This is a genomic window from Arthrobacter sp. 10T425 (assembly GCF_056393985.1).
The window spans coordinates 1-16,980 of record NZ_JBFTGZ010000022.1; the positions used below are offsets into that span (position 1 = coordinate 1).

Here is a 16,980-nt window from a genome sequence, read left to right on the forward strand (position 1 = left end):
GCATTAGCGTGGGACATTGAGGACCTCCTGGTCGCTGCAGCGGTTGTCTAAGCAACTCCACTGTGCAACCGGAGGTCCTCACCTCTGTGTCAACGACTCCAGCGAGTCATCACATTCACCGAACCAACGTCCCTGGGCAGTACAGCTAGAGGGACCGGTACAGCTCGCCGGTGGGGGTCAGTGACCCATTGCTCCGGAACAGGGCGGAGGCTCCCATGATGGGGTCGCCGTGGGCGCGTGTTTTCCAGGCGAAACGCTCCACGTAAGGCATTTTCCGGAGTCCGGCGGCGGTGTCTTTCATGAACGCCAGGATCTCCTTCTCCGTGAACCGGCTGGGCGACTTGGCAGTGGCCTTCCAGTCGGCGACGGCGTACTCGGTGATCCAGACGGGCTTCCCGTAGCGTTCATGCAGTTTCTGCACCGTGTTGAGGAACGAATCCGAGTGCGGCGGCGCGTACCAGTGCATTGCGACAAAATCCACCCGAAGGTCCTTCTTGGCTGCCTGGTCCATGAACTTCTTGAGCCAGTCGCCCAGCGCCTGTACCGGGGCCGGCGACCCCAGCCTGAGGCCCGCCTGTTCCAGCTGGGGCCAGAGACTGATGGCGGTATCCACGGACATGTCCGCTTGACCGGTATGGTCGGGTTCGTTGAAGCCGAGGAGATTGTCGGTGCCCGTCCAGGACACTTCCGACCGCACCTGCTGAATGGCTTTTCGGTCCAAGGAGCCTCGCCCCCAGACCATTGGCACAAATTCAGCGGCCTGGCTCGAAGCCGCCCGGAGAGGCGGATAATCCGGTCCCCAGTCGTAAAACCAGTCCACGTTCAGGGAGTCCAGCTCCTTGAAACCGAATCCGCCGAACCGCGGCATGCCGAGGCCCTTGCTCGCGTACGGGGGTATGGGGCGACGGGGTAGCGGCGTGGGTGAGGTCGACGGCGGCCGGGGCGCAGGTGTTGTATCCGGGGTGCACGCCGCCAGGGCGGCGGCGCCGACGGCGAGGGGCAGTGTGAGGAAGGTCCTGCGGTCCATCTGCACCCCCTGGCGTCGCTGTCGCGCGTCCGTCTCGAACCCGGGGAAACCAGAACCGCCGTCGTACAACGCCTTGCTGGCAACCCGCATCCTTGCCTGCTGAATCACCATTCTTTCACGAATGGGGGCAGCGGTTGACCGCGGTGTGGGCGCCTGCGGCTGCCCCGCCGGGTGGCCCAGGGCGCCTACGCGCCCGTGAACTCCCCGGTCCGGTAACCGACGCCGAGCAGCTCTTGAATGGCCGCTACCGTCCGGGCGGCGGCCTTGCCGTCGCCGTAAGGGTTCACGGCGTTTGCCATGGCGGCAAAGTGCGCGGAATCGTGCAGGAGGCGGGTCACCTCGGCAACAAGCCGCTCCTCGTCCGTGCCGATCAGCTTGACGGTGCCTGCCTCCAGGGCTTCCGGCCGCTCGGTATTGTCCCGCATTACCAGGACCGGCTTGCCAAGGCTGGGCGCTTCCTCCTGCACTCCGCCGGAGTCGGTGAGGACGATGTGCGCCCGGGACAGCAGCCGGGTGAACTCGCCGTAGGCCAGCGGCTCCGTCACCAGGACGTTGGCCTTGCCCTCCAGCGCGGGAAGCACTGCCTCGCGCACCACCGGGTTCTTGTGGGCGGGCAGCACGATGACCAGGTCCGGCTCGGCATCGGCGATCCGGGCAAGCGCCCGCCCCACGCCGCGCATGGATTCGCCCTGATTTTCGCGCCGGTGCGTGGTGACCAGCAGGATCCGGCGGCCGCTGGCATCCAATGCTTCCAGCCGGGGGTCCGTGAAGGGGAGTTGCTTGTCCACCGTGGCGAGGAGGGCATCGATCACCGTGTTTCCGGTGACCACGATGTCCTCGGGGTTGATGCCTTCCCGCTGCAGGTTTTCCCGGCTGGTGGAGGTGGGTGCCAGGTGCAGGCGGGTGATCTGGCTGGTGATCTTGCGGTTGGCTTCCTCCGGAAACGGCGAGAGCAGGTCACCGCTGCGCAGCCCGGCCTCCACGTGAACTACCGGGATGCCGTGGTAGAACGCCGCGATGGCGGCGGCCGTTGACGTGGTGGTGTCACCCTGGACGACGACGGCGTCCGGCCGGGTGCTGGCGAAGAGCTTCTCCAGCCCGTCAACGGTCCGCGTCAGGATGGCTGAGAGGGATTGACCCTGCTGCAGGATGTTGAGGTCGTGGTCCGGAACAATGCCGAAGAGCTCGTTGACCTGGTCCAGCATCTCGCGGTGCTGCCCCGTGACCGTCACGATGCAGTGGAAGAGCGGGGACTCCTGCAGCGCGCTGACGATCGGCGCCATCTTGATGGCTTCCGGCCTGGTTCCGTAAATCGGCATGATGCTGTGCATGGTCATTCCCCAAGGGTGTGCGAGTAGTTGGTAAGGTCTTTGGCCCGGGTTCAGCCGAAGAAAAGGGCAAGCGCGATCGCCAGCACCGCGATGACAACGAAGAGCATGGCCAAGAAAGCCACACGCCGTTTGCGCCGATATGATGCGGCCTGGATGAGCTGCTGGGCTTCTTTTTCCCGGATAGCGGCAGCCTGGGCCGCAGCTTCAGCGGCCGGGCCTGTAGTGTCCCGATCCGGTGCGTCCTCTGTTTCGGCATCCACAATTGGGGCATCCTGCTCGACCGAAGTCTCGGCAAGTGGTTCCTTGAGCGGAAGCGGCACCGCGCCGGGCACCAGGAGGCTGTCCGGGATCTCCGCGTGCATGCGGCGCCTGCGCAGGTGCCGGGGCGCGGCAACCAACGGGGGAGGGCGGTCAGGAGAGTGTTCCAGCGTGCCCTCCTTGCCTCGGTCAGATGCCCGAACCGGCTAACCAGTTCAGCCGGTTGAGGTTCAATTGTTACATTTCCGCTCACTGATTGGCGCATTCCGGCCGCAAGGAAGCGTCGATCAGTCCTCCGGTTTCGATCACAAACCGCCGAATCCATTGACCCAAATCCAGGTCCGGATGAGAGGCAACCATCTGTACGTCCGCCGTCGTGCACTGGCCAATCAGGCGCCCCGCGCGGGTGAGGTGATAACTGGATGTCACTACGGTGACGGACTTCCAGCCGTTGGCCTGGACCAGGCTGGCGATTGCCAGTGCTTCGCCGCGGGTGTCCAGGTCCGGGGGGCGGAAGCAGATGACGGCCGCGTTGGGGAAGGCGGCTAAATTACACGCCTCATCCGCCGCCCGGTTGCCGAACGTGTCCGTGTGCGAGATCACGAGGACCGGAACGTGGAAATCGGCCTGGAACTGGCGCGCCACCGGCAGGCGTTCGGAGGCCGCGCCGCCCAGCATGATGACGGCGTCGGTCCGGTGCACGCTGAGCGGGTCCACGTTGACGAACAGTTGGAGGGCGATGATCAGCCACAGCAGGAGACCTCCGACGGTGACGGCGAGCACCCTGCGGGTGGCGGTATTCACCGCGGCAACGGAAGGAATCACGGCTAAGAGTTTGGCACGCGGTTTTCAGGTGGCGAAATGGTGCGCCGGTACTGCGCCAAAACTTGCACAAAAGAATGCGTGATGCAGTTGTGATTTTGGAGATCAAAGTTACTGGGGTGACAGATGTGGAATGCCGTTTATGCTGTAGGCAACTTACGTCGCTCCCACCAACAGGTCTCCACCTGCGGTCTCACCCCTAAGCGAGCAATCTTGCGAAAACTAAACATAGCGGCAACCGTGATTGCCGCCGTGATGCTGGCAGCAACCTTGCCGCAGGCCGCCGTGGCCGCCGTCGAGGTGCCGGCCGCCGGACAGGTGTCCGCCGGAGCGCTGGCGCCGGCGGCTGCCATGCAGACGGCTGCCGTGCCGGCGGTGTCGGATCCAAGCCCGCAGGGGCAGGTGGATGACTTTGTGCGCCCGGAACCTCCCGCAGGCAGGGCAAAGTCCGAGTACACCTACGTCAGCGCGCCGCTGGCCGGCACGTTGAAAACCACATTGGTGACGGTGCAGCTGGCCGACAAGACTGCAGCCGAAACGGACGCGGCCGTCCCCATGGCCGCTGCGAAGGCCTCGCTCAGCGCCGCTAACCGCTACTGGGCCTACGCCACCGCGGGCCGGGTGGACATTGCGCTGGCCTCCTCGCGCCAGCTGCACAAGTCCGCCGCGACCTCCAAGCAGTCGCCGGCGCAGATCGTGGACATCGTCTCCCAGGAGCTGGGCTGGACGCAGAGTTCCTACACGGCGCTGGTCATGTTCATCCCCGGCGCCTACCTCACCAACGGCGCCGCGGGAATGACCTACAGCAACGGCAACATTGGCGGCCGCATCCTGATGCCGCAGAACAGCCGGCTTTCCACTCCGGTCCTGGCACATGAATTCGGGCACGCCCTCGGCATGGACCATGCCAACAGCCTGCTGTGCGGCAGCGGCGCCATGGACGTGGCCTCCGGTCCGTTCGCCGGGTTTGCGGATGCCACCTGCAGCATCAAGACCTACGGCGACAACCTGGATCTCATGGGTATTTCGCACTTCGACCTCATGCCGGAAATCAGCGCCAGCTTCTGGGAAATGGGCCGGTTCGGCAACGGCAACGAGATCGCCAACCTGGGCACGGTATCCGCCCCCCGCACGGTGAACCTCAAGCCTTGGGCCGGAGCAGGTGCCAACCGCGCAGCGAAGTTCACGGACCCGAAATCCGGCGAGGTGTACTTCCTGGAACTCCGCACCCCGGTCGGTTACGACTCCGTCATTGCGCAGGACGGAAACCGCGGCGTGAAGATCACCCAGCAGGGCGGCGGCAACTCCTCGATCCTGCTTCCTCCCAATACCCGGGCAACCGCCTTCAACGGCTACTACAGCAACACCCAGGCCTGGCAGGCCGGCCAGACCTTCACAACGCACGCGGGCACCAGGGTCTCCATTGACGCTGTCAGCAACACCGCGGCCACCGTGACGATCCGTCCGCCGGGTGCGCCCGCGAAGGGCTCCTTCGACAGCGCAGCCCTCGCGGTCACCTCGTCCGGCGCCACCATCAACGTCCGCGGATGGTCGGTGGATCCGGCGGCGGCCTCCACCTCCACCCAGACGCACGTTTACGTCACAGCACCTGACGGGACGACGACGGGCCACGCCTTCACCGCGGACAAGCCGCGCGCCGACGTCAACGCGGCGCTGGGCATCAGCGGAAACCACGGCTTCCAGGAGTCGATCACCGTCAAAGCGGCCGGACAGTATCAGGCCTGCGCCTATGCAATCGGCATCTTCAACAACACAGCACTGGGCTGCCGGACCCTCACCCTGGCCGGCACGCCCGCTCCCGAGGGATCCCTCGATGAGGTCACCACCGCCATGGTGTCTGGCAAACCGTCCATCAAGCTGCGGGGCTGGGCCGTGGACCGCGGCCAGGCAGGCGCGTCCATCCCGGTCCACGTCTACGTGACCACCCCCGCAGGGGCCACCACCGGCCAGGCCATCACCGCCAACCTGCAGCGCCCGGACGTCAACCAGGCTTTGGGGGTCAGCGGCACGCACGGGTTTGCGGTCACCGTCCCGGCGACGGAGACCGGCACGTATCGGGTCTGTGCCTACGCCATCCCCGTCGCCCCGTTTGCTGCCGGGAACACCACCCTGGGCTGCCGCAACGTCCCGGTTGCTGTCAGTGACCCGCCCACCGGATACCTGGATTCCGTGGCGTTCATCAACGCCGGGTCCTCGGCGCGGCTGGACGTCGCAGGCTGGTCCTTCGACGCCGGCGTACCGTCGGCGTCAATCCCCGTCCAGCTGAGTGTCACGGCGCCCGACGGCAGCACCAAGTCAGTGACCACCACCGCCAACGCTGCCCGGAGCGACGTCAATGCCGCCATGGGGATCGCCGGTTCGCACGGGTACCAGACATCCGTGAGCGTGACGAAGGCCGGTACGTACCGCGTCTGCGCCACCGGAATCGCGGTCGCCACGCTGACCAAGGGCAACGGCTTCCTCGGCTGCGTGAACGCTGCGGCGACCCCTGCTGCGCGGCCGGTCGGCTACGTGGACTCCATTGTGGTGCAGACCAGGACGCCGTCGGCGGTTATCACGGCGTCCGGCTGGACGTACGAACCCGGTACACCGGCGGCCTCCAACGCCGTGCATATCTACGTCACGGGCCCGGACGGCAAGACCAAGGGCTACCCCTTCACCGCGAACGGGACCCGGCCGGACGTCAATGCCGCGTTTTCGCTGACCGGAAGCCACGGATTCCAGAACAGCATCCCGATCACCCTGTCCGGCCGCTACCACGTGTGCGCTTACGGCATTGCCGTGAGCCCGCTGAGTGCGGGCAACACACTGCTCGGCTGCCGGGATGTGGTTGCGCAGCCTGCCGCCCCGGTGCGGGGCTACCTCGACACCGCCCGCCTGTCCGGGACCAGCACCAATAAATCGATCGTGGCGACCGGCTGGGCCATGGATCCGGGCTTCACGAGCCAGAGCGTTCCGGTCCGCGTCACCGTGAAGTCTCCGGACTCGAGCTCCAAAAGCTATGGTGTCACGGCCAACATTTACCGGCTGGATGTGAACCGGGCGCTGAACGTGAGAGGTAACCACGGATACCGGGCCTCGCTCCCCATCAAGGCCCGGGGCAAGTACACGGTCTGTGTCTCCAGCGCCGGGGCCGAGGTCCTTCGGACCGGGGTTTCCGCGCTGGGATGCCAGACCCTGACGTACTGACGGACCGGAGGGTTCCCTCGAACCCTCCGGCCCGGCACGGTCAGTCCCTCGCGGTAGCGTAGGGCTGTGCCTGAAACTGTGCCCGAACCTGTGCCCGTAACCGCTGTGCCCGAAACCGCTGTCCCCGAAACCGCTGTGCCCGAAACCGCTGTGCCCGAAACCGCTATGCCCGCGGACGCCGCACTGACCGTTGCCGGCCTCTCGGAGTCCCAGCTGCTGGGACGCATCTTTCCGCGGCTGACGATCCCGCAGCCCAATGGCGGACCGGCGGCGGCGTCGTACTTGCTGCTGGGGCCGGGGGACGACGCCGCGATTGTCGCGGCGCCGGACGGGCGGACCGTGCTGAGCATCGACACCCAAGTGGCGGACCAGGATTTCCGGCTCGAATGGAACAACGGCTACCGGACCACCGGGTACGACGTCGGCTGGAAAGCCGCGGCGCAAAACCTCAGCGACATCAACGCCATGGGCGCCCGGGCCACGTCCGTTGTGGTCAGCCTGACCATGCCGCCGGAGACCCTCGTCTCCTGGGTGGAGGATTTCGCGGACGGCCTCGTGGCCGGCATCAGGGGCCTGGGGGCTCCGGCCTGCGCGGTGGCCGGCGGCGACCTCGGCCGCGGCCGCGAACTGGCGGTCAGCGTGGCGATCCTGGGGACCCTTGACGGCAAGGAACCCGTCCTGCGCTCCGGGGCCCGGCCAGGGGACACCGTGGCCCTGGCAGGAACAGTGGGCCGGGCCGCCGCCGGGCTGGCGCTGCTGGAGTCGAACGTCCCAGTGGGCGCCCTGACCGCCGGGCAGCGTTCCCTCCTGGACACCCAGTGCAGGCCGCAGCCGCCGCTCGCCGCCGGACCGCTGGCCCGTGAGGCGGGGGCGTCCGCCATGATGGACATCTCGGACGGCCTGGTCCGGGACGGAAACCGCATGGCGGCCGCCAGCCGCGCGGTGCTGAACCTGGACGCCGCCGCCCTGAAGGAGCTGGCCGCCCCGCTGCTGCCGGCGTCGGAGCTGTTGGGGGCAGACCCGCTGGCCTGGGTCCTCGGCGGCGGTGAAGACCACGGGCTGCTCGCCACTTTCCCGGCAGGGGTTCCGCTCCCTCCCGGGTTCACTGCGATAGGCTCGGTAGAGGCCCCTGCACCAACCGAAAGCATGGGAGTAACGATCGCGGGCAGGCCCGCTGACGCTGTGGGATGGGATCACTTTGCAGACTAAGATTGCCGCCAACGCGCAAGCGATGAAGCGGTGGTTGGGCAAGGCGGAAACCACGCTCGGCAACCACAGCGACCGCCTGAACGCCATCAACATCTTTCCGGTAGCCGACGGCGACACCGGCACCAACCTCTACCTGACTGTCCGCGCCGCGGCCCACGCCGCGGACGCCGCCGTGCCGGGACACCCGGACGGGGCGGCGCACGCGGCGCCGGACCCGACCCTGCATGACGTTGGCGCCGTCCTGGCGCAGGCCGGCCAGGTTGCCATGGAGCAGGCCCGCGGCAACTCGGGAACCCTGTTCGCCGTCTTCCTCTGCGCTGCCGCCGAACCCCTGGCCGGGCACACCCGGATCAGCTCACCCCTGCTGGCTGCGGCCCTGAACCGGGCCCAGATCCGGGCCTGGTCCGCGCTGAGTGATCCCGTGCCCGGCACCATGCTCTCCGTCATGGAGGCTGCCGCCCGGGCCGCGGCCGCGGTGGACTCCGCACACGACGGCGATGACAGCAACCAGACCCTGGGCCTGGCCCTGGACGCCGCCGTCGAGGCGGCCCTGGCCGCCGTGGTCCGCACGGAGGAGCAGCTCGCTGCCCTGCAGGCCGCCCACGTGGTGGACGCCGGCGGCGTGGGCATGCTGCTCATCCTGGACTGCCTCCGCTCGGCCGTGCTGGGCGAGGAGCTCCAGAGCGAACTGCTGGACGGACTGCACGGCTACGACGTCCAGGATCCGCATATCCACGTCGGCATGCCGCGCGACGAAGGTGTCGAAGTCATGTGCACCATTTCCCTGTCCCCGCTGGACGCCGCCATGATGCGCCAACGGCTCGACGAAATGGGCGACTCGGTGATCATGAGCCAGGTCGGCGGCGGCGCCGACGCCGCCGGGCTCTACCGCTGGCGCGTCCACGTCCACGTCCTGGATGCGGACCTCGCCGTCGCGCTGATCCGTTCCCTGGGCGAGCCCACGGACATTTCCGTGAGCGAGCTCGCAGTCCCGCGCGACCCGGAGGCACCGGCCGCCACCGTTGCCGCCACCGCAGCCCCTACAGTTGCCACTGCGCGTGCCGCCGAAACCCGAAACCCCGACGGACATGCACGCTGAACTTGAACTGGGCCTGGAGCGCCGCATCGGCAAGCGCTCCGCGGCTGTCATCGAAAAACACCTTGGCATCACCACTGTCGGCGGGCTCCTGAACTATTTTCCCCGCCGCTACCTCAGCCGCGGCGAGCTCACACCCATCAGCGAGGTCCCGCTGGACGAGGAAGTGACCCTGATCGCCCGGGTGGTCTCCAACAGCACCCGGCCCATGCGCGCCCGGCGCGGTTCCCTCACCGACGTCGTGATCTCCGACGACGCCGGCGGTGCCGCTTCCACGCGGGCCGCCGGCGCACTGCCGGGCACACTCAAGGTCAGTTTCTTCAACGGGTTCCGGGCCAAGGCCGAGCTGCAGCCGGGCCGGCGCGCCATGTTTTCCGGCAAAGTCACGCGCTACGCCGGATCCCTCGGCCTGACCAACCCGGATTTCCTGCTGCTGGACGAGGACCCCGAAACACCGGGCATCGACCCCGAGAAACTCGCCGCCATGCCGATCCCGGTGTACCCGGCCACGGCGAAACTGACCAGCTGGTCCATCCAGAAGGTCATCTCGACGCTGCTGGACACCGTGGAACTGGAAACCCTCGGCGACCCGCTGCCCGCCGAGATCGCGGCGCGGGAGAAGTTCCTGCCGGTCGCGGACGCCTACCGGCTGATCCACGCCCCGCAAACACCGGCGGACTACCAGCGCGCCCGCGACCGGTTCCGCTACCAGGAAGCCCTGGTGCTCCAGTCGGCCCTGGCCCGCCGCCGCGCCCAACTCGCCGCCGAAGAAGCGACGGCCCGCCGCCCGGCACCGGACGGGCTGCTGCCCGCCTTCGACCGCCAGCTCCCGTTTACGCTGACCGCCGGCCAGACCGCCGTCGGCAAGACGCTCTCCGATGAGCTCGCCCAGGACTCGCCCATGAACCGGCTGCTGCAGGGCGAGGTGGGCTCCGGTAAGACGATCGTGGCACTGCGCGCCATGCTGCAGGTGGTGGACGCCGGGGGACAGGCTGCCCTGCTGGCGCCCACCGAAGTCCTCGCCGCCCAGCACTATGAATCCATCCGGCGCACGCTCGGACCGCTCTCCCGGGACGGGATGCTCGGCGGGTTCGGCCCGGACGCCGTCCAGGTCACCCTGCTCACCGGCTCCATGCCCACCCCGGCGCGGAAGCAGGCCATGCTCGACGCCGCCTCCGGAACGGCCGGAATCGTGATCGGCACCCACGCCCTGCTCAGCGACAACGTCTCCTTCTACGACCTTGGCCTGATCGTGGTGGACGAACAGCACCGCTTCGGCGTGGAGCAGCGCGACGCCCTCCGGGCCAAGGCCAGCAAACCGCCGCACCTGCTGGTCATGACCGCCACCCCGATTCCCCGGACCGTGGCCATGACCGTGTTCGGCGACCTCGAAACCTCCGTGCTCGATGAGCTCCCCGCCGGCCGCGCCCCGATCTCCACCCACGTGGTGGGGCTCGCGGAACACCCGGGGTGGGCCACCCGGATCTGGTCCCGTTCGCGGGAGGAGATCGACGCCGGCCACCAGGTCTACGTCGTTTGCCCCAAGATCGGCACGGACGACGACGGCGACTTCACCCCGGGCGAGGCCGAACCGACCGCCGCGGACCTCGAAGGCGACAACGGCGCGCGGGAACTCGCCTCGGTCACCGGCGTCGTGGAACATCTCCAGGACGAACCGGCACTCGCCGGGGTGGCTGTGGCGCCCCTGCACGGCCGGCAGGACCCCGTCCTGAAGTCCGAAACCATGGCCTCCTTCACGGCCAACCAGACCAAACTGCTGGTCTCCACCACCGTGATCGAAGTCGGCGTGGACGTCCACAACGCCACGCTCATGGTGATCCTGGACGCTGACCGTTTTGGCATCTCCCAGCTCCACCAGCTGCGCGGCAGGGTGGGCCGCGGCGGGCTGCCCGGAACCTGCCTGCTGGTCACCACCCTGGAGCCGGGCCATCCGAGCCGGCGCCGCCTGGATGCCGTAGCCGCCACCACCGACGGCTTCGAACTGTCCCAGGAAGACCTCAAGCTCCGCAGGGAAGGCGACATCCTGGGCGCCTCGCAGTCCGGCGGGCGCTCCACGCTGAAGCTGCTGCGCGTCCTCGAACACGAGGACGTGATCGCCCGGGCCCGGCAGGACGCCCAGCGGATCGTGGCCGCCGATCCCGCGCTGGCGGGCCAGCCCCGGCTTGCGGCCGCGATCGATGAATACCTGAACCCCGAGAAGGAGGCGTTCCTTGAACGCGGCTAGGACCACAAGCCAGGCAAACACGTCCGCGGGGGTCCGCGCATGAGCCGGATCATTGCCGGGGCGGCCGGCGGCAGCACGCTGAACAGCGTGCCCGGGAACCTGACACGGCCCACCACCGACCGTGTCAAGGAGGCCCTGTTCTCCAGGCTGGACGCCTTCAACGTCATCGCCGGCGCCCGCGTGCTCGATCTGTACGCGGGATCCGGCTCGCTGGGGGTGGAGAGCGGCAGCCGCGGCGCGGACTCCGTGGACCTGGTCGAATTCGACGCCAAGGCAAGCGCCGTCTGCCAGCGGAACGCCGATCTTGTCAACACCGTCACGGGCCGCAAGGTGGTCTCCGTGCACCGTTCCAAGGTCGAATCGTTCCTCGACCGGGCCGCCGGCTCCGCGATCTGGGACCTGGTGTTCCTGGACCCGCCCTACCCCCTGGACGAGCCGGCCCTCGCTGCCGTGCTGGCCAAGCTGGTGCCGCACCTGGGCGAGGGAGCGGTCGTGGTGGTGGAACGGTCGTCCCGGAGCCCCGAACCGGCATGGCCCCAGGGCATGGAACGGTTTGCCGAGAAGAAGTACGGCGAAACCCGGCTGTGGTTCACCGAGCCCGGCGTGGAAGCCGCGGACGCCGTGGAAGCCGTGGACCTGGAAGCCGGGGACTAGCCGGCCAGCGCGTCCAAATCGACGCCGGCGAGCAGCCGGGCCGGATGCGGACCGCGCGCCGTGAGCGCCGCCGTCCAGATCTCCGGCCACGGCCCCTGCGTCCCGGTCAGGATGATGTTCCCGGGGTACCGGCCAGTGAACATTCCGGCCTCCGCGAAGGCCGAGACGTCGGCCATGGCCCGGCGCATGGCCGCGATCTGGCTCCGGACCAGGGTCAGTCCGGGTTCGTCGCCCACGTTGACGATCAACACGCCGCGCGGCGTCAGCCGGGCCGCCGCCTCCTGGTAGAACCCGGTACACGCGATGTGTTCCGGCGCCTCCGGCCCGGAGAAGATGTCCAGGATCACGACGTCGAAGCGCAGGTCCGCCGGAAGCCCGGCGAGGGCGTCGCGGGCATCGCCGATCACCGTGTGCAGCTCGGTTCCCTCCGGCAGGGGCAGCTGCGCGAGCACGAAGTCCAGCAGTTCCCGCTCCAGCTCCACGGCGTACTGAACCGAGCCGGGCCGGGTGGCCTGGATGTAGCGGGCCAGCGTCAGGGCCCCGGCGCCCAGGTGCAGCGCCGTGATCGGCTCGCCCCACGGGGCGGCGAGGTCCACCACGTGCCCGATCCTGCGCAGGTATTCGTAGAAGATGTCCGCGGGGTCGGCCAGGTTGACGTGGGACTGCTCGGCGCCGCCGATGCTCAGCACGAAGCCGCCGTCGGTAAAGGGATCCGGTTCGATTACGGCGTGCTGCCCGGTGGTCCGCAGGAACCGCGAGGCCCCGGGTTGCTGCCCGGCCATGTTCACAGCCTGTCGCGCAAGGTCGCCAGCCGCTCGGCGGCCTCCTCCAGAACGTGCAGCTGCTTGCAGAACGCGAAGCGGAGCAGGCTGCGGGTGCGTTCGGCGCCGTCGGCGTGGCAGAAGACGGGCACCGGGATCGCGGCGACGCCCACGAGGGCCGGCAGCCTGCGGGCCAGCTCCACGGAATCGGTGATCCCCAGCGGTGAGGTGTCCACGTTGACGAAGTAGGTCCCCTGCGGGGTCAGCACGTCGAGGCCGGCCGCGCGCAGTCCCTCGCTGAGGATGTCGCGCTTGTACCGGAGGGTGTCGGCGATGCCGGCGTAAAACTCGTCCGGAAGCCCCAGGCCCACCGCGATCGCGGCCTGGAAGGGCGTGCCGGAACTGTAGCTCAGGAACTGCTTGACCGTCCGGGCGGCGGCCACGAGCTCCTCCGGCCCGGAGAGCCAGCCGATCTTCCAGCCGGTGAAGGAGAACGTCTTGCCGGCCGAGGAAATGGTCAGCGTGCGCTCCGCCGCCCCGGGCAGCGTCGCGACCGGGATGTGCCGCACACCGAACGTCAGGTGCTCGTACACTTCGTCGGTGACGATGACGGCGTCGTATTTCGCGGCCAGTTCGACGACGCGCTCGAGCACCTCGCGGGGGAACACCGCCCCGGTCGGGTTGTGCGGATTGTTGATCAGCACCACCTTGGTGCGGTTGCTGAATGCGGCCTCGAGTGCGACCAGGTCCGGCATGAAATCCGGGGCCAGGAGCGGGGCGGTGACGTGCGTGGCGCCGGAGAGCCCGATGATGGCGCCGTAGGAGTCGTAGAACGGCTCGAAGGTGAGCACTTCATCTCCCGGACCTACCAGCGCGAGCAGGGCGGCGGCGATGGCCTCCGTGGCGCCGGTCGTGACGATGATTTCGGTCTGCGGATCCGGGTCCAGCCCGTAGAACCGCTGCTGGTGCACCGAGATCGCCTCCCGCAGCGGCAGGATGCCCTTGCCGGGCGCGTACTGGTTGGCTCCGGCGGCGATCGCGGCCTGGGCGGCCTCCTTGATCTCCACGGGGCCGTCCTCGTCCGGGAAGCCCTGGCCAAGGTTGATGGCGCCCGTGCTCAGGGCCAGGGTGGTCATCTCCTCGAAGATCGTCACGCCCAGCGAGCCATCGGGGGAGAGCAGGTTGGCGCCGGTTGCGGCGCGCTGCCACGGCAACGGCATGAGGGGGCTCATCGGGTGCCCGCCTTCTCGTCCCGGCCGGTGAAGCTGTCCATGGTGGTGTAGATCCCAAAGACCTTTCCGCCCACGAAGTCCCACGCCCGCACCGGCAGTAAGCCCTTGAGTACTTTCCCCAGCGTGGCCATGGCGGGGGCGATCAGCAGCGGCCGCCCGGCGGCCGTAGCGCGCCATGCCCTGTCCACGGCGTCCTCGGGCGTCATGAGCGGGGTCAGCAGGGGACCGCGGGCTCCCTCGAACATGCCGGTGGAAATGTAGCTGGGGCAGAAAGTGGTGACTTTCAGGTGGCCGTAGCCCTGCTGCTCAAGCTCGAGCCGGAGCGAGTCGCTCCAGCCGATGACGGCCCATTTCGAGGCCGCGTACACGCTCATCCGCGGATTCGAGACCGTGCCGGCGGCGGAGGCAACGTTGAGGATCCGGCGCGGGCGGCCGGCGGCGGCCATCATGTCCGGCAGGAACTCAAGGGTGACGTACATGGGGGCGAGGGCGTTGATGTCCATGGTCAGGGCGATGTCACGGTCCGGGGCGTGGTCCCAGAAGTACGCGCCGCGGACAATCCCGGCGTTGTTCACCAGCAGCGCCAGCGGCCCCTCGGCCCGGGCCTCCCGGGCGGCGCCGGCAATCGCGGCGCGATCCGCCAGGTCCACCGTGCGGGGGACGGCGCGGGCGCCCAGGGCGGCAACTTCAGCGGCGGTGCCGGCCAGGGCATCGGCGTCGACGTCCCAGAGGATCACCACCCCGGCGCCTTCCCGGGCGGCGCGGAGGGCGTAGAGCCGGCCCATGCCGCTGGCGGCACCGGTGACCAGGACCACGCCGCCGTCCACGGTGAAAGGCGGCGCAGTGACAGGCCGCACAGTGAAAGGAGAAGTCGCGCGATTGTTCGATGCTGACATTCAGCCATGTTATCCCGGGCTGCGGCGCGGATACGGTAGGTTCGGAGCATGAGACGCGCTGTTTGCCCTGGCTCTTTTGACCCCATCCACAATGGACACCTGGAAGTCATTGCGCGTGCCGCGGGCCTCTTCGACGAGGTGATCGTGGCCGTGTCCACGAACTATTCCAAGAAGTACCGCTTCAGCCTGGAGGAGCGGATCGACATGGCCAGGGAAACGTTCGCGTCCTTGCGCGGGATTGTGGTTGAACCCGTGGGGGAGGGTCTCCTGGCCGAGTACTGCCGGCAGCGCGGTGTATCGGCGATCGTCAAGGGCCTGCGTTCGTCCTCGGACTTCGACTACGAGCTGCCGATGGCCACGATGAACCGGCAGCTGACCGGTGTCGAGACGGTGTTCCTGCCGGCGGAAAGCCACTACCTGCACCTGTCCTCCACCCTCATCAAAGAGGTCTTCGCCCTCGGCGGGGACGTCTCGGACTTTGTTCCCCGTTCCGTGCTGAAACGGCTGGCCCCGGGCGAGCCGGTCCCGAACCGCGCGCGCAAAGTGTAAGCTTGACCGGTACTCGGCGGCCTGCTGCCGGTTGCGAGGCCCGAATCCGAGGCCGCTTGTGGTGTGAACCGCCGGCGTGCCCCCGGTTTGAGTCCGTCCGGAAGTTCAGGCTAAGATAGTACGTCGGTCATATGTTCAACAGGAGTTCTCATTAAACGAGATGCTAGTTCGCCCTTGGCGTTCGACGTCAAGGACCTCGGACGCAGTCCGGGAAGCATGCGGACGCTGACGGAACATGTACCCGCGCCAAGTGATCTTGGCGTGGCGCTCATTGGCGTGCAGGAAGGCTCGGATGTCGAGCTGGACCTGCGGCTTGAGGCCGTACACGAAGGAATTCTGGTATCAGGAACCGCGCACGTTGAAGTTACTGGCGAATGCGGCCGATGCCTGGATCCCCTTGCGTATGACCAAGAGGTTGATGTGCAAGAACTTTTCTTCTACGAGGATGCTGTGTTCTCCGACGAAGAAGACGAAGAAGAGCAACGTCGAGTCGAGCACGATCTGATCGATCTTGAGCCGGTGTTGCGGGACGCAGTTGTCACCATACTGCCGTTCCAGCCGGTGTGCCGGGAAGACTGCCAGGGCCTTTGCTCCGAATGTGGAGTGCGCCTGGAAGACGAGCCGGGGCATCACCACGAGGTCGTAGATCCTCGCTGGGCCGCCCTGGCTGACTTGGCTAAGCCTGACCGGCAAAACTGATTTGTAAGTGTTTTTCTAGAGAGAAATGAGTTAGCCGTGGCTGTCCCGAAGCGGAAAATGTCTCGCTCGAATACCCGCGCCCGCCGCTCCCAGTGGAAGGCAACTGCCCCCCACCTGGTGAAGACTGTCGAGAACGGCCAGGTCACGTACAGCCTGCCGCACCAGGCAAAGGTCGTTACCGACTCGGCTGGCACTGCGCTGTTCCTTGAGTACAAGGGCCGCAAGGTCGCAGACGTCTAATCCGCCAACAGGCTGAAAAAGATGTCTTCAACTGAAGAGCTTCTGAAGCGTCTCGGTGTCACTATTGACGCCGGGACGCTTCGTCTTGCGCTCACACACCGTTCCTACGCCTACGAAAACGGCGGCATCCCCACCAACGAACGGCTCGAGTTCCTGGGCGACTCCATCCTGGGGTTCTCCGTGACGGACGCGCTGTACCGTGACAACCCCACGCTGCCCGAAGGCGACCTGGCCAAGCGCCGCTCCGCCGTCGTCAGCACCCGGGCGCTGGCCGGCATCGGCCGCAGCATCGGGCTGGGGGAGTACATCTACCTTGGACAGGGCGAAAAGCTCACCGAAGGCAAGAACAAGGCGTCCATCCTGGCGGACACCATGGAGGCGCTGATCGGCGCCACCTACCTCTCCAACGACATCGAGACTGCCCGGCAGCTGGTCATGCGGCTGGTCGGCCCGCTGTTGAAGGACGCCGCCGCCCTCGGCGCGGGCACCGACTGGAAGACTTCCATCCAGGAGCTCGCCGCCAGCCGGCAGCTTGGGACCATCAACTACGCGGTCGACGGCTCCGGGCCGGACCACGCCCGGACGTTCGAGGCCGTGCTGCGGATCGGCGGCACGGACTACGGCACCGGCACCGGCAACTCCAAGAAAGAGGCCGAACAGGAAGCCGCCGCCGACGCCTGGCGCCGGCTGACCGCCCCGTCCGCGCCGGATCCGCAGCAACTGCAGTCCCAGACCGGCAGCTAGGCAGCGG

General features: G+C 67.7%; 16 protein-coding genes. 9 read left to right on the top strand and 7 right to left on the bottom strand.

Features of this window, described 5'->3' with window-relative positions; genetic code table 11:
• Positions 1–145: 145 nt before the first annotated feature.
• From AC1DDH_RS19280 to AC1DDH_RS19295, 4 genes are all read right to left on the bottom strand, one after another.
• Positions 146–1,027 (bottom strand): glycoside hydrolase family protein, encoded by an 882-nt coding sequence (locus tag AC1DDH_RS19280; protein WP_476956083.1) that lies wholly within the window; start codon positions 1,025–1,027, stop codon positions 146–148.
• 185 nt (positions 1,028–1,212) lie between these two features.
• Positions 1,213–2,358 carry a non-hydrolyzing UDP-N-acetylglucosamine 2-epimerase gene (gene wecB, locus AC1DDH_RS19285; protein WP_476956108.1) on the bottom strand — a complete coding sequence of 382 codons (1,146 nt, stop codon included), beginning with the start codon at positions 2,356–2,358 and terminating at the stop codon, positions 1,213–1,215.
• 50 nt (positions 2,359–2,408) lie between these two features.
• Entirely contained in the window at positions 2,409–2,720 is a 312-nt protein-coding gene (locus AC1DDH_RS19290; protein WP_476956084.1) for a hypothetical protein, read from the bottom strand.
• Positions 2,721–2,865: 145 nt separating this feature from the next.
• On the bottom strand, positions 2,866–3,441 hold the full coding sequence (locus AC1DDH_RS19295) for a YdcF family protein (protein WP_476956085.1): 576 nt from the start codon (positions 3,439–3,441) through the stop codon (positions 2,866–2,868).
• Between the two features lie 210 nt (positions 3,442–3,651).
• Between AC1DDH_RS19295 and AC1DDH_RS19300 the strand changes: the two genes are divergently transcribed.
• The 5 genes from AC1DDH_RS19300 (at position 3,652) to rsmD (ending at position 11,852) form a co-directional block, all read left to right on the top strand.
• Positions 3,652–6,648 (top strand): hypothetical protein, encoded by a 2,997-nt coding sequence (locus AC1DDH_RS19300; protein WP_476956086.1) that lies wholly within the window; start codon positions 3,652–3,654, stop codon positions 6,646–6,648.
• Between the two features lie 165 nt (positions 6,649–6,813).
• Positions 6,814–7,857: a thiamine-phosphate kinase gene (gene thiL / locus AC1DDH_RS19305; RefSeq protein WP_476956109.1), complete on the top strand. Its 1,044-nt coding sequence runs from the start codon at positions 6,814–6,816 to the stop codon at positions 7,855–7,857.
• 22 nt (positions 7,858–7,879) lie between these two features.
• Positions 7,880–8,956 (top strand): DAK2 domain-containing protein, encoded by a 1,077-nt coding sequence (locus AC1DDH_RS19310; RefSeq protein WP_476849017.1) that lies wholly within the window; start codon positions 7,880–7,882, stop codon positions 8,954–8,956.
• Positions 8,946–11,198, top strand: coding sequence for an ATP-dependent DNA helicase RecG (locus AC1DDH_RS19315; protein ID WP_476956087.1), 2,253 nt, complete (start codon positions 8,946–8,948; stop codon positions 11,196–11,198). The genes AC1DDH_RS19310 and AC1DDH_RS19315 overlap by 11 nt, the downstream gene beginning before the upstream one ends.
• Before the next feature lie 39 nt (positions 11,199–11,237).
• Positions 11,238–11,852, top strand: coding sequence for a 16S rRNA (guanine(966)-N(2))-methyltransferase RsmD (rsmD, locus tag AC1DDH_RS19320; RefSeq protein WP_476857249.1), 615 nt, complete (start codon positions 11,238–11,240; stop codon positions 11,850–11,852).
• Here rsmD and AC1DDH_RS19325 read toward each other — a convergent pair.
• From AC1DDH_RS19325 to AC1DDH_RS19335, 3 genes are read right to left on the bottom strand one after another with little or no spacing between them, the layout of a single operon-like run.
• A complete protein-coding gene (locus tag AC1DDH_RS19325; protein ID WP_476956088.1) occupies positions 11,849–12,634 on the bottom strand; it encodes a spermidine synthase in 786 nt (261 codons plus the stop codon). The two genes, rsmD and AC1DDH_RS19325, sit on opposite strands and share 4 nt — an antisense overlap.
• Positions 12,635–12,636: 2 nt before the next feature.
• A complete protein-coding gene (locus AC1DDH_RS19330) occupies positions 12,637–13,845 on the bottom strand; it encodes an aminotransferase class I/II-fold pyridoxal phosphate-dependent enzyme (RefSeq protein WP_476874035.1) in 1,209 nt (402 codons plus the stop codon).
• Positions 13,842–14,702 (bottom strand): SDR family NAD(P)-dependent oxidoreductase, encoded by an 861-nt coding sequence (locus tag AC1DDH_RS19335; protein ID WP_476956089.1) that lies wholly within the window; start codon positions 14,700–14,702, stop codon positions 13,842–13,844. Before AC1DDH_RS19335 ends, AC1DDH_RS19330 begins: the two co-directional genes overlap by 4 nt.
• Before the next feature lie 87 nt (positions 14,703–14,789).
• On the opposite strand from AC1DDH_RS19335, the gene coaD reads away from it, so the two are divergent.
• The 4 genes from coaD to rnc all read left to right on the top strand — a co-directional run bounded on the left by coaD (position 14,790) and on the right by rnc (position 16,973).
• Entirely contained in the window at positions 14,790–15,290 is a 501-nt protein-coding gene (gene coaD / locus AC1DDH_RS19340) for a pantetheine-phosphate adenylyltransferase (protein ID WP_223916485.1), read from the top strand.
• A 174-nt stretch (positions 15,291–15,464) separates the two neighbouring features.
• Entirely contained in the window at positions 15,465–15,989 is a 525-nt protein-coding gene (locus AC1DDH_RS19345; RefSeq protein ID WP_079553424.1) for a YceD family protein, read from the top strand.
• A 36-nt stretch (positions 15,990–16,025) separates the two neighbouring features.
• Positions 16,026–16,229 (top strand): 50S ribosomal protein L32, encoded by a 204-nt coding sequence (gene rpmF / locus AC1DDH_RS19350; RefSeq protein WP_009356569.1) that lies wholly within the window; start codon positions 16,026–16,028, stop codon positions 16,227–16,229.
• Between the two features lie 21 nt (positions 16,230–16,250).
• Positions 16,251–16,973, top strand: coding sequence for a ribonuclease III (gene rnc, locus AC1DDH_RS19355; RefSeq protein WP_079553422.1), 723 nt, complete (start codon positions 16,251–16,253; stop codon positions 16,971–16,973).
• Positions 16,974–16,980 lie beyond the last annotated feature (7 nt).